Origin of the sequence: Lysinibacillus sp. NPDC048646 (assembly GCF_050272295.1) — a bacterium.
Taxonomy (GTDB): domain Bacteria; phylum Bacillota; class Bacilli; order Bacillales_A; family Planococcaceae; genus Lysinibacillus.
In genome coordinates this window covers 28068-40231 of the sequence record NZ_JBNNLZ010000002.1, presented here as the reverse complement: position 1 = coordinate 40231, position 12164 = coordinate 28068, and the positions used below count along the sequence as shown (strand labels likewise).

At 34.4% G+C, this 12164-nt stretch carries 19 protein-coding genes and 2 pseudogenes; 6 read left to right on the top strand and 15 right to left on the bottom strand.

The annotated features are described in order from the left end of the window. Positions 1-637: 637 nt before the first annotated feature. Positions 638-877 (bottom strand): hypothetical protein, encoded by a 240-nt coding sequence (locus ACQKII_RS02430; RefSeq protein ID WP_427456008.1) that lies wholly within the window; start codon positions 875-877, stop codon positions 638-640. Positions 878-917: 40 nt separating this feature from the next. Here ACQKII_RS02430 and ACQKII_RS02425 point away from each other — a divergent pair, with 40 nt between their 5' ends. The 3 genes from ACQKII_RS02425 (at position 918) to ACQKII_RS02415 (ending at position 2271) form a co-directional block, all read left to right on the top strand. Then, a complete protein-coding gene (locus ACQKII_RS02425) occupies positions 918-1169 on the top strand; it encodes a hypothetical protein (protein WP_427456007.1) in 252 nt (83 codons plus the stop codon). 185 nt (positions 1170-1354) lie between these two features. Then, entirely contained in the window at positions 1355-1765 is a 411-nt protein-coding gene (locus ACQKII_RS02420; RefSeq protein WP_427456005.1) for a hypothetical protein, read from the top strand. A gap of 80 nt (positions 1766-1845) precedes the next feature. Further along, entirely contained in the window at positions 1846-2271 is a 426-nt protein-coding gene (locus tag ACQKII_RS02415; RefSeq protein ID WP_427456003.1) for a hypothetical protein, read from the top strand. Between the two features lie 164 nt (positions 2272-2435). On the opposite strand, the gene ACQKII_RS02410 is transcribed toward ACQKII_RS02415, so the two are convergent. The 4 genes from ACQKII_RS02410 to ACQKII_RS02395 all read right to left on the bottom strand — a co-directional run bounded on the left by ACQKII_RS02410 (position 2436) and on the right by ACQKII_RS02395 (position 4799). Beyond that, positions 2436-2993 (bottom strand): collagen-like protein, encoded by a 558-nt coding sequence (locus ACQKII_RS02410; protein ID WP_427456001.1) that lies wholly within the window; start codon positions 2991-2993, stop codon positions 2436-2438. A 404-nt stretch (positions 2994-3397) separates the two neighbouring features. Further along, positions 3398-3709, bottom strand: a complete 312-nt coding sequence (locus ACQKII_RS02405; protein ID WP_427455999.1) for an HNH endonuclease — start codon at positions 3707-3709, stop codon at positions 3398-3400. A gap of 221 nt (positions 3710-3930) precedes the next feature. Next, complete coding sequence (locus tag ACQKII_RS02400; RefSeq protein ID WP_427455997.1) at positions 3931-4452, bottom strand: hypothetical protein; 522 nt, start codon at positions 4450-4452, stop codon at positions 3931-3933. 176 nt (positions 4453-4628) lie between these two features. Beyond that, positions 4629-4799 carry a hypothetical protein gene (locus ACQKII_RS02395; RefSeq protein WP_427455995.1) on the bottom strand — a complete coding sequence of 57 codons (171 nt, stop codon included), beginning with the start codon at positions 4797-4799 and terminating at the stop codon, positions 4629-4631. A 297-nt stretch (positions 4800-5096) separates the two neighbouring features. On the opposite strand from ACQKII_RS02395, the gene ACQKII_RS02390 reads away from it, so the two are divergent. Then, complete coding sequence (locus ACQKII_RS02390) at positions 5097-5564, top strand: hypothetical protein (RefSeq protein WP_427455993.1); 468 nt, start codon at positions 5097-5099, stop codon at positions 5562-5564. A 391-nt stretch (positions 5565-5955) separates the two neighbouring features. On the opposite strand, the gene ACQKII_RS02385 is transcribed toward ACQKII_RS02390, so the two are convergent. Together ACQKII_RS02385 and ACQKII_RS02380 are read right to left on the bottom strand one after the other, a co-directional pair. Continuing rightward, entirely contained in the window at positions 5956-6093 is a 138-nt protein-coding gene (locus ACQKII_RS02385) for a hypothetical protein (RefSeq protein WP_427455991.1), read from the bottom strand. Next, positions 6090-6287 carry a transcriptional regulator gene (locus ACQKII_RS02380; protein WP_427455989.1) on the bottom strand — a complete coding sequence of 66 codons (198 nt, stop codon included), beginning with the start codon at positions 6285-6287 and terminating at the stop codon, positions 6090-6092. Before ACQKII_RS02380 ends, ACQKII_RS02385 begins: the two co-directional genes overlap by 4 nt. A 224-nt stretch (positions 6288-6511) precedes the next feature. On the opposite strand from ACQKII_RS02380, the gene ACQKII_RS02375 reads away from it, so the two are divergent. Next, the gene (locus tag ACQKII_RS02375) at positions 6512-6781 is read left to right on the top strand and encodes a hypothetical protein (protein WP_427455987.1); all 270 of its coding nucleotides are present in this window, start codon (positions 6512-6514) and stop codon (positions 6779-6781) included. A 45-nt stretch (positions 6782-6826) separates the two neighbouring features. Here the strand turns inward: ACQKII_RS02375 and ACQKII_RS02370 are convergent, their stop codons facing one another. The 6 genes and pseudogenes from ACQKII_RS02370 to ACQKII_RS02345 form a co-directional block, all read right to left on the bottom strand. Then, positions 6827-7228: a M15 family metallopeptidase gene (locus ACQKII_RS02370; RefSeq protein ID WP_427455985.1), complete on the bottom strand. Its 402-nt coding sequence runs from the start codon at positions 7226-7228 to the stop codon at positions 6827-6829. Continuing rightward, positions 7194-7688: a hypothetical protein gene (locus tag ACQKII_RS02365; protein ID WP_427455983.1), complete on the bottom strand. Its 495-nt coding sequence runs from the start codon at positions 7686-7688 to the stop codon at positions 7194-7196. The genes ACQKII_RS02370 and ACQKII_RS02365 overlap by 35 nt, the downstream gene beginning before the upstream one ends. Positions 7689-7757: 69 nt before the next feature. Continuing rightward, the gene (locus ACQKII_RS02360) at positions 7758-7895 is read right to left on the bottom strand and encodes a hypothetical protein (protein WP_427455982.1); all 138 of its coding nucleotides are present in this window, start codon (positions 7893-7895) and stop codon (positions 7758-7760) included. Between the two features lie 172 nt (positions 7896-8067). Beyond that, positions 8068-8388: an HNH endonuclease gene (locus ACQKII_RS02355; protein ID WP_427455980.1), complete on the bottom strand. Its 321-nt coding sequence runs from the start codon at positions 8386-8388 to the stop codon at positions 8068-8070. 79 nt (positions 8389-8467) lie between these two features. Further along, a complete protein-coding gene (locus ACQKII_RS02350) occupies positions 8468-9058 on the bottom strand; it encodes a hypothetical protein (RefSeq protein WP_427455978.1) in 591 nt (196 codons plus the stop codon). Between the two features lie 443 nt (positions 9059-9501). After that, positions 9502-9899, bottom strand: a pseudogene (locus ACQKII_RS02345) (hypothetical protein). Positions 9900-10167: 268 nt separating this feature from the next. Between ACQKII_RS02345 and ACQKII_RS02340 the strand changes: the two are divergent. After that, positions 10168-10509, top strand: a complete 342-nt coding sequence (locus tag ACQKII_RS02340; protein WP_427455976.1) for an ATPase — start codon at positions 10168-10170, stop codon at positions 10507-10509. A 251-nt stretch (positions 10510-10760) separates the two neighbouring features. On the opposite strand, the gene ACQKII_RS02335 is transcribed toward ACQKII_RS02340, so the two are convergent. After that, positions 10761-11042 carry a hypothetical protein gene (locus tag ACQKII_RS02335; protein WP_427455974.1) on the bottom strand — a complete coding sequence of 94 codons (282 nt, stop codon included), beginning with the start codon at positions 11040-11042 and terminating at the stop codon, positions 10761-10763. 713 nt (positions 11043-11755) lie between these two features. Further along, positions 11756-12164, bottom strand: a pseudogene (locus ACQKII_RS02330) (hypothetical protein); the annotation flags it as partial.

Sequence of the window (12164 nt, the reverse complement as noted above, 5' to 3'; positions counted from 1 at the left end):
TGTATGACACTGATCCTGCTTTATACAAGGATGATTTAGATAAAAATAATAAGTAAAATCCCTCGAATAAAAAAGGTTTATTATTCGAGGTTGTTTTTTTATTGTTTGTCACTACTTAATGACAAGAACTTATGGACCTACAGTTTATCGTTTATTATAAAAAATTTGGAGGACATTTTATGTTAGAAGTTAAACTGGATATTTTTTCATGAAAACCCAACCCAATTTTGGTTTTATCAGAGGCGGAAGAGAAGGAACTGCTTAAACTATCTGATCCTACTCAAATTTCACAGGTGGATACTCCTGACTAGCAGTTTGGGCTATAGGTGTCTTTTTATTTCGTTGCCTTTTCTAAAATACTAAAAACTTTCTTTAATATTCATAGCAATTTTAAATAGGCCATTCTTATCTCTAATAAAATCACTTGCACTATCAACCTGACTTGTTATGATAATAGGCACATAAATTCAAAAACATACATATTAAGGAAATAAAGAAGACCACCCATTATGGACCGCATTCCTATTGTTAGTTAGTGTCTAACAATAGGATGATGTTTCATCACACTGAGTGGTCTTTTAATAATGTTTGCATGCTTGATAATAGTACTAAAAATTAATCTTCTCTATTTATAAACCTAATATGGATAGAACGACGACATATCCTCAAACAAACAATTATACACACTTGGCGTTCCTTCTCTTAATTCTAAAGTAATATTTGGTACTTCTAAGGTTAAATCATTGTCATCTAAAAGGGTATATTTAATTTTTTTTAAAAATTGTTGCACAATTATCTCATAATTTAAGTGTTCCTTTAAAAATGGAATGTCACTAGCTGACATCTCTGGTTGATTATTTCTTAATGTACTTTTCATCCTCTATTACCTAAAATGGTAATGAAAGGGGAATATATATATGGATGATTTAATTTTGATTATCTCGATTTTGAGTCTTACAGCTATTATTATTTTAATTATTTTAGCAATTGTTCAATTTGCAAAGAAGGACAAAGAAAATATGAAACAAATCAAGTTTGCAGGTATTGCATTAGCTATATTGATTATTGTGTTTATTGGATTTATTTCAACAACCGATTCAACTAAAACTTCAAAAGATAATGAAGGTGAGGCAAAAGCTAAGGAAGAATTAGAAAATAATCTAAAGTAAAGTAGTCACTCAAACGAGTGGCTTTTTTAATGAGAATTTTTAGTACAATAGGAAAAATCCCATTTTACTGTTAGTTAAACAAAATACTTTCATTTATATAAAGATGTCGATATTAACTATTCATATTATGTTAGAATTCAATTGGAACGTTCCACTAATGGGTTAAAAAGGAATTTTTATTTATTATGAAAAAATTTGTTTCTACATTTTTATCCCTTTCTTTAGTTTTCTCTTCTGTGGGTTTTTCAGCCTCAGCATCTGAACTGGATTCTAACAATGAGGAAAGTTTAGAGAATACATATCAAACGTATGATGAATATTCATATGTTAGCGGTATGGAATTCATTGTTGAAAACGATGATTACTTGGATCTTATAGAGTACTATAGTTATGAAGGTGATCCAGTTATTGAATCTAGAATTCCTGTTTTTTTAGCTCCACTTTCTGTTGCTTTGATCCGCACAGCTCAATTAATGAAACAATTTACAAAGCATGCGCTTGATAGAGGTGGAGATAGAGATACGGGTGCTAAAATATTATGGGACGAAGGTACTAGCACTACTTTAGTTATGTCAAATAATGCAAAACTGTGGTGACGGTTTATCGTCAAGGTAAACCTAAAAACATTTGGGACTCTGCGAATTTTTAAATTTTTGTGAAATTAAAGGAGAAAGTAATGGAATATACACTTAAAGATACTGATTACGAATTTAGTGAAACAGAAGTTAAACATGAGGTAATTAGAATTGGAGAATCCGAAAATGATTTATTTGAAATAGAGTTTAAGTTAACCTGTTCATTTGGTTTTTTAGAGTTTGCTCATAATTTTGTTTGGTTAAATGAAGATATTACAACCTTACTTAACCAGATAGAAAAAATAGGTGAAAAAAAACACGGATCTTTAAGTGTTCTGTCTCCAGGAATTGCTTTTTCTTATGAGAAGTATAAGCATAAAGATAATTTATATGAATTTACGTTTCATTTGGATACTGGGTTCATTAATTCTGATATGGGTACAGGGGCAAACCTCGGTTTAACGCTAATGACTTCTCTAGAAGAAATTAGAAATTGGATTCAATCTTTACTTAAACAAGAGAATTAATATTTTCTAGGAAAAAACGAAAGACCAAGAAAGCATCATGCAAAAGGAAAAGGCATTGTCACACGGTAAAAATAAAATAAAATAATACATAAAGGCATTTTTCTTTTATTACAAATACATAATAAAAAGCCACACCTTGTTAGATGTGACTCGCAATAAAACCCTTACGCTAATCTTAAAATAACAATAGACGCGCTGATAACCGGAGTGCCAGGAATAGTTACATTTAATAAAGCTGTTGGGTTTGGATCAATATTTCTCAAAGTAAGAACATCCGATGCATTTAAAGTCGTTATTACTTGACCATTTTTCGTTGCGTTACCAGCATTGTCTCCATAATTGGAACCTGCTATTTGGTTATCGCCATTGAAAAGAGCAAATGCATTAGGGCCACCTGTAACGAACACCTCATAGGTAATAAGATAAATACCCGTTTGATTTATAGTAATAGGTGCTGTTCCTGGTACATGTGTTACAAACCCTGCAGGTGTAATATTGCCATTTGTATTGAAAGTAACTTGGCCATTATTCGGGATAGCTGGTTGTGCAGTTGTATCATAAATATAAGCAAACCCCGGAAGACCCGTACCTACAGGTTGTTGTGGTACCTGTAGTCCTTGATGATCATTTTTGTTATTACAACTTTCTTCGCAATCATCATGAATTCTGCTAATTCTTTTAGTTGATCCCTTTTCACTTCTATTGAAACTTTCAAAACTCATTTTGTCACCCTCCTTGTTATTACATTATTCAATGAAGGGAGACAATTATGAGGAAGGGAATGATATTAACATCTTATTTTTAACTACAACATTTAAGCTAAGTCAACCCCTAATCGCTTAAAAAATATGGACCGGCCATGTATGTCATGCCCCGAACGAGTTTATGGGGCGCTGGTCGGTCGTCGGTCTGTCTTTCCCTAATAATTAGGTTTTTATAAATACCAAGGTAGGAAACTTTTACCTTGACGGCCTCCCCACCATTTTACACTGCAAATTTTTCGTAGGTCAAAATCGTACTTATTTGGCTAATTTGGCTAATTTGGCTAAAGATGATTTGCTTCTTTAACCGTACGTAATCCTTTGATGCTGATAGATATTCTGCAATTTGTCTATACGTCATTCCATCAAGTAAAGCCATCATAAATCGTTGTGAGTTGCTCATCCTCTAGTCGTTTGTCCCATGCATCTGCTATAGGTTCTATGTGATGCACCTCTAAGTCTGTGAAGTTGTATTGTGTCTGAGTATTGTGTAGGTTACGCAAGCATACCTGGCATAGATGTTTGTCACGATCTGCTATGTGTGCACGCTTATTCTTCCATGCCCACGACCATCTAAACTTATCTATGTATGTTGCATTCTTTATAGCTGCTGGCTTGGATGGACACTGTTGTCCTCGCTTATGAATACCCCCACAATAAGTACAACTCTTTAGCAATACACTCACCACCTTTAAGGCATAATAAAAAGCCACACCTTGTTAGATGTGGCTCTGTAGTGTTGATGTTTCAGCAAACGTCTATTTAGTTTTATTGCCTGTTTGAAACAGGACTTTATATGTCGAGTTGGAAGACTACGGATGTAAAGTAAATCCAATTACTCTACATTTACACTATAAAATATTTAAAATGCGTTTAAAACGACATCTTTACGACACGATTACAGTTGTAACCGCAATCCATCTGTGCCGAAAAAAAGAACTGACATAGCATGAATTGCTTCTTTCAAATCTCTTTGTACTGTGCGTTCGTGTACATTATGCAACTTGGCTATCTCAGCGTAACTCTTTCTTTCATTCTTTATATAAAAATACAATAGTGTTTCATATCTGCGTACCGCTTCTGCTCCTAAGTGATTACAGTCCATTTCATAGACTCTAATCATGTTATCAATAAAACGCATCATAGCCAGTGTACGAGCTTCACTTCTTTTTATTGATTCTAATGTTAGGTATTCCTTATCAGGAGTGATTATTTCTACTTGCTCCTCATCTTCTAAATCCATACTCTCTTTCATTTCATTACAGTACACTTTTAAATGACGGTAATTTTTCAACAATATTCTCGTATTAAAAAGCCGTCTGTCTAATCTTTTTACTTTTTCTTCTTGTTGAAGTTCGTTAAATTTTGCTATGGCTACCTCAGCTATAGTAGCTATTTGTTCTTGTGCGATACTGCTCATTAGCCACACCTCCAATTATTAATCTCTTCCCTCAAAGTGTTCAGTGTGCGAAACGTTTCCCTATAAATGCTTATGCATGAAATGGGAGGACTGTCATCACAGTCACAACTGATTAACCGAAATTCGGAATGAATGCCGTCATGTTGAGCTGAAACAGCCTGCCGCTTGTAGTGCTACTATTGTTTTTTTGTAAAACTCGAGGTTTGTAATTTTTCACTAACTTTATCTACATAATTGCTGTCATTTTGATTGGATTGTTTGAAAGAATGTTGATTATTTTTGATTAAGGCTGCAGTGATTAATATTAAGCAAAATAAAATAACAACACTTTTTATTAATCCTCTCATATAATCTCTCCAGTCCATCTTGTAATTCGCATCCGCTATAAAAGAGATCTTCAGATTAAAGAATAAAGAGTTTTATTGTCTTCAGGCAAAAGTCTATCTATCCTTTCCTTTTAAAATTATTATTCACTAGCTTTCATTTAATCTAGGTATTCATTTATTTTTCAACATTTCTAGAAATAAATTATTTTTAATCTTTTACAGGGGCAAATTACCAAGTACCTTCCATTTAAATTCATAGATTAGAAGTGTAAGGCTTAGCGCTAGCATTACAAAAAAAATTACAAAAAGGGAGATTGAATGATGCAAGATAATAGATACGTAAAACATATGAACTGGGATTATAAAGAAAAAATGGATAAAGATGAAAAATTCAAATGTTGGTGTGAATGTGAAAAACACGAAGAGAAACATGATAAATACAAGTGTGAACACAAGAAACACGAACATAAAGATGAAAAATCCAAATGTTGGTGCGAATGTGAAAAACACGAAGAGAAACATGATAAATGCAAGTGTGAACACAAGAAACACGAACATAAAGATGAAAAATCCAAATGTTGGTGCGAATGTGAAAAACACGAAGAGAAACATGATAAATGCAAGTGTGAACACAAGAAACACGAAGAGAAACATGATAAATGCCATCATCGCAAACATGAAAAAGTATTTATCGATGTAGATGTAGATGTAGAAGTAGAAGTAGAAGTAGATGTTAACGTGGAAGTTAAAAAACGTTGTAAGAAAAACCACAAAGACAATTATTAATCTGACAAAGCGCTTGTAACTTCTTAAAACGCTTAGAGCCAGGTACTTTAGTAGACGTTTTCCTATCAGGTGGAGGTAGTTTCTTAAGGCTTACTTTCATCAACTTTGATCCAAAAAGTTGTTGTGCATACTTCCTAGAAATAACAGGTACTACTGCTAGAACGGTAGTTATTGACTGCGAAAAAATTGACGCTATTAGTGGCGCTGAATACTTCAAGCTACCATTATAAAGTAATAAATATTGCATTTATTTACTACTAATAAACCTATATAATTTGCCAGGCTAACACTTCTATGTAGCCTGGCAGTTTCAGTTATAAATTGGAATCGTCTTAAAGGATTATTCATTTACGATTACTTTTACATTGGAATGATCACTAATTGCCTTTAATTATTTTTCAAGTATTGGAGCATAAACATTTTTCATTTTCAGGTTTTCAATGACTTCATAATCACGTTGCAATGATTGTATAGCTAAATCTAATTTCACAAATTCATGTAAAAGCTTACGCTGTTCCCCATTAATCATATAACTTCACGCTCTTTATGAAGGACTGGAACAACTACTAAAACATTATTGATAGTAAATGTACGTTTCGCCTGTCTTGTGAAACGGAACGCTTGAAATGAAACACCAACAACTTTAATGATTTTTATTCGCCTTTTTGTTACTAAACCACTTTCAAATACATATATCATGTTCATTAATTGATTGCGCTGCATTGCTTAAATCAGTTGCTCTTTCATCCTTTCCACTCCCTTGATAAGAACATTCATTTGTAATCGTTTCAGAACAAATATTTGTATTCTGACAAGCGGTAATTTTTAACTAATATAATTATTTCATTAAACAGACATATAGTATTAATTTATTTATGTGTATTTTCCATCTATATAATTAAAATGGTAAATAGTGAAAATTAATTAAGTTTGTGGGAGAGATTGAAGTGAAAAAAATAGTAGCAATAGTGAAATATAAAGATGAAGGTGAAACAATTAATAATATTAGTTTCGAATGGTCAAGAGCTTCTAACAAAGGAATTCCATTTGAATATAGACTTATCTTAATGATCAATGGATGGGAAAAAGAAAAGGATGAAAAAAATACGGGGTATTGGTCAGGTCGATATAAGAAAGATGACATCTTAGTTTCAATCGGTACTTCAGAACCTGATAGTTTTGCTATTGCATCTAGGAAAGGTGATAAACTTAAGTAAAAATAAAAAAAACCAAGGCTCAAAGTGAACTTGAGCTGATTTTAACTATTTTTTATTATTTCGTCGTTGCTGAATCGTAATATACAACCCCATTAAACGGTCCGTAGTCATGGTCCCATTCTGTAAATCCTTCAAATGTGAAGCCTGAATAATACCATCCTTTACAGCCTGTGCAATAAAGTTTTCTGTTTCAGTTTTCATAGCTGGCGAACCTGGATTGCAATTTGTATTTGTCACTTTGATTTCCTCCTTTTTGTCTTCCACAATTAATTGAACTTTCATACTGCTAGTGGTTGGTACAATTATTTGTCCTTCTAACTTGTATCCTTTCAGCATCTTCCAAGTTTTAACTTCAAAATGTGGTCGGTCAATAGCGTTTGTCCAAGTACCTCCCCACTCGATGCCTATCTTCTTAGCAATAGCCCCTACTCGATTTAATGTAGTCACATAAAGAAATTTTAATGGATGTATCTAGACTCGCACTATCTAGCGCCTCTGACACAGCTGTCCCAATACCGACAATTGCAACCGCCACGCCTGCCATAGACTTTAAACTATCTGTAAGCCCATTTACTTCTTGTTCGGCTTCATTTACGTCTTCTCCAAGTCGTTCCAAATCACGACGGATTTCTTCGATATTAGAACCGTCTAGCCTAGATAAAGCCCGTCTAATCTCTTCTATATTTGCGGACGTGCCTTGTGTAGCGCGTGAAATTTGCTCAAATGCACGCTCCAAATCCTGCGCACTTGCGCGTCCTTGATTGATTGCGTTAACCATGTCAGCACCGATAACATCCGCAAATTCGTTGACGGACCGGCCAGTTACTTGCATTAATGGTCGCAATTGATTAAACGCTCTTTCTTGCGTTTCAATGGCTTGACGAGTTTCTGTAATCGTATTAGCCATCTGTTGTTGTGCTATGCGGTTACGTTGAAAGAATCCCTTAAAAAAGGCGAAAGTTTTTGACCGGGGGGTCTACTTGACGTACTGTAAATACCTGTCAGCAAAGTCGACGATGTAATGGATTTCATCAGCTGTTATACGTAACAGTTCACTAGTGAAGATAAGCTTTCTATCAATAGCCAATTGTTCACGAACTTTCTCAATCGTCATGTGCTTACACTTACGTGAATACACACAATCACGTATCTGCTTGTAACGATAGTAAGCATAACGAGTAAACGCATTTAACATATCCGCTCATACCAATTGCGATCGTCATTCGTTACAGTTGCATCGACAACATCTGTATCAAACGTCCATGTATCATCAGTAAGTTGCACTCCTACCACCTCTCGTCATTTGCATATTTATTTTTACGTGTTGATTCCAAACGATCATGTACTTCGTTATGGCATTTAATGCATAAGCATTGTAGGTTGTTTAGAGTCAATGACAAATGTGGATGCGTCTTTACTTCTCTCATATGATGAACATTCTCCGCTTTGTGATAACGATCAGCTGCCTTACATAACTGACATTCATAGTTATCACGTTTCAATGCTTCTAGCCTTAATGTCATCCACTCATTTGATTTATAAAACTTCATTAGCTCACTTTTTTGAATGAACGCGATGAGTTCTTGTTTACGTGCTTCTTTAATCATTGTTCACCCCTCACCCTCCTTATGCTAACTGCATAATAAAAAGCCACACCTGGTTAGATGTGACTCACAATAAAAAAACTTATGCCAATCTTATAATTACAATAGAAGCACTGTCAACCTGAACATTAGAAGGTACTGTATTCCTTAAAGTTGTTTGACTATCAATATTTCTTAATGTAAGAACATCCATTGCATTAAAAGTCGTGATTACTTGACCACTGTACGTTTGGTTACCAGAATCAGATCCATAAGTAGAACCTGCTATTTGGGTGTTGCCATTGAACAGAGCAAATGCAGAAGTACCCTGTTGAGGGAACACCTCATAGGTAATAAGATACGTACCAGTTTGAGTAATAGTGATAGGTGCTGTTCCTGGTGTATGTGTTACAAACCCTGCAGGTGTAATATTGCCATCTGTATTGAAAGTAACTGACCCATTCGTTGGGATATTTGTTTGTTGAGTTGTATCGTAAATAAAAGCAAACCCAAGACCCGCACCTGAAGGTCCTGGTGGTCCTGGTGGTCCCTGTACTCCCTGTACTCCCGGAGTTCCAGGTGGTCCTTGTAGTCCTGGTGGACATGGTTTGCAATTACAACATCCACAGCAATTATCATGACACCTCACAAGTCCTCTACTTGACCTACCTCGGTTAAAGCTTTCAAAACTCATTTTATCATCCTCCTTGTTTTTACTACATTATTCTAAGAAGTACAAAGGGAATAGACATTTATACTGCATAGTTATTAATAAAATTTTTTGTAATAAAAACAAAAGACCACTCATTATTATAGAGTGATCTTTTGTACAAAGGGTTTTAAATTGTGTACGAATAATTTTAGTGGTTGCTCATCCACTACAAACATCCTATTCTTAGATGAAATCCTAGACATAGGCTATCACCCATTACAATTGCACAAAAGATCCTACTATTTGTACGGTCTAATGCTGAACTATAAAGAAGTAATGGATTGTTTCCAGAATACACGACAAGCGAACGTGGTTATTATTGTAAGGAAATTTTTTGTACGCATTTCCGTGCGCTTTTTGATACTACTATCATATCCCATTATTTCAATAGATTCAGCACCTAGAAGGCGTACTCTAAAAGTGTACTATTTTACATTACTATATTCTGTTACGAATTTTATAGTGCGTCCAATTTCAGCATGTTTTCTCTTGATGTATCCTACGCTATAACATAGATCATTTGCAATTGCTCCAAACGTCATTCCTTCTATATATCGTTTGTAAACGATTTGATGCTCGATTCCCTGAAATGTATTAATGAGCTTTCATAAATCATGTAAATCATTCATTTTATGTGCAAGCTCGTATTCGATGACATCGATACGTTCTTCTAGCTTTGCACCATCTGATTCTGCAGTAAGCTTATATTTAGCTAAATCACCATGTACCCATCTTTTCAATTCGTTTGTGAGCGAATCAAATTATGTTCAAGGTATGTGATTTCGTCCTCTAGTCTTTGATAATTCTTCAACCATTCGTACATGTGCAGCACCTACCTTGTTTCATATTGTTCAGTTACTTAATATAGCTCTCGCCGTATTAGGTGTTTCTACTACGGTATTCTGTCTTGGTATATAGGTTCACCTTTGTTTACAGATTTTCTTTTGATAAATTTTCTAGCAATCAATGCACACATTTCTTTTATTTGTAGAAACATGATTAATAAGACTAGAGAATGTAGCAGAGTACTGCATATTATGTAATGTAATCTGCAGATTATAAATCTTTAATTTTGAGGAGGTGAATATTACATGCCTTTAACTACTGGTCCAATCGAAAATTCAGGAAATCTACCAGCTAATGCCTCTAGCGTTCGTATCAAAGTTCTCAATCTCACTGGAGGTCTACTAACTGGAGTAGTCCGAGTTTTTAGACTTAACGGTACAAGACAATTACTATCAACAACTGCTTTTGCAGCAAATGCTAATGCTTCTACTTTTGTAACTCCAGGTGTAGGAGGTGCGTTTCAATATGAAGTTGAAATTGCTCCAAATCAAACTGGTGGATTATATAGCGTTTACGGGCGAACAGCATCAGGTGTTATCATTGATGCCCAACGGTTTGTGAACTCAGAATTAACACAGATTCTTTAATTTTATAAACAGATTTTAACTGTTAAAGTCGTGAAAGCCTTATATTCAGTTATAAGGCTTTTCATATTTAACCAATCCCCCTTATAGCAATAGGTAAGACTTTGAAGTTATAGCGATAGGTAAGACTTTGAGATAATCTTCGTCTTTTCCCCCGCTCCACACCGTACGTAAACCTTTCAGCTCATACGGCGTTCCATCAGTAGAGTAGTTTTCCTCCATACTAATAGCGATTTTCGTTTTGTTTCTTTCTGTTAGAACAACGCTAGTTGTTCATATTGTTCCACTTCGATTTTGCTTTCTTCATGAATACAGATTGGTTCGTTTCCTACGAGTTCACGCAATTTGTTAAGTTTATCCAATTTGTCATTCGAGAGTTCTAACTCAATCATGTATTTATGGATTGTCTCAGGTTTCGTTGCGTGTACGAGTTTGTGAACCGTTTCCTTGATGATTTTGAGGTTTTTGTAGCTATCATAAGGTATCGTACTTGTTCGGATTTCAAGTAAGGTTTGATTCCTTTGTCGCTTAAACATTGATATATCAACGTTTTACTTACGCAAGAACGTCTCACACATCTCCATCATTTCCCCTGCTCCACACCCAACGTGCAGCTTTTACCGCATTAGGCGTTCCATCTTACTCTTTTTAGATATTATTGCACATTTTCCTGACTGCATAGAGTATCTTGAAATTCGATTATCTGCGGCTCAAGGTTATTGGTATAGAAGATTGTCTTTAACAGTTTATTTATTTCGATGACTACATCGTTCTTTAGTTGTTTATGTAGCTTTGACCGTCCTTCTTTCGTATAGTTGCATAAATCTTGACTAAAATTTCTACTGTTCACAGTTTTTATATCTGCTAAATGAAAAAGGTGGGTACCCCCAATTTCAAATGTCTTGAAATTGTTTTGTTAAAATAATACCTCAAATTCATTTTATTTGGATTTAATTCCCTATTCTTATCTCTAATAAAATCAGTTGCACTATCAACTTGACCTGTTATGATAATAGGCACATAAATTCAAAAACATACATATTAAGGAAATAAAGAAGACCACCCATCATTGAACTGTACCCCAATTGTTAGACAAAATCTAACAATTGGAGGTGCAGTTCATCACGGAGCGGTCTTTTTGTTAAATTTTATTGACAAACACCTAAAGGATTATCATCTGGATCATAGAAAGTTAAGAATCTTTCTAAATAGGTTTATACGAAGAACATTGTAAAGTAATCTTCTTTGTTTAATCAATTAATTGATTAAACTTTTCTGTAGGGAAATCAACTCCTAATTCTTCCATTTGTACTTTTGCTTTTTCAATTAACTCTGTAACTTCTTTTTTCGTTTCATCATCTAGATTTGCGAATTTATCGCCTTTTTCGATGAAAGTATGATCTGGAACAGTCACACCAAGTTCTTTGAGTTGTGTATTGGCTTCCTCTTGAGTTAAGGAACCGTCTTTAACTTGTTTCATAATTTCTTGTACCTGTGTATTCGTTTCATCATCTAAATTTGCGAACTTATCGCCTTTTCCGATGAAAGTATGATCTGGAAGAGTCACACCAAGTTCTTTGAGTTGTGTATTGGCTTCCTCTTGAGTTAAGGAACCGTCTTTAACTTGTTTCATAATTTCTTGTACCTGTGTATTCGTT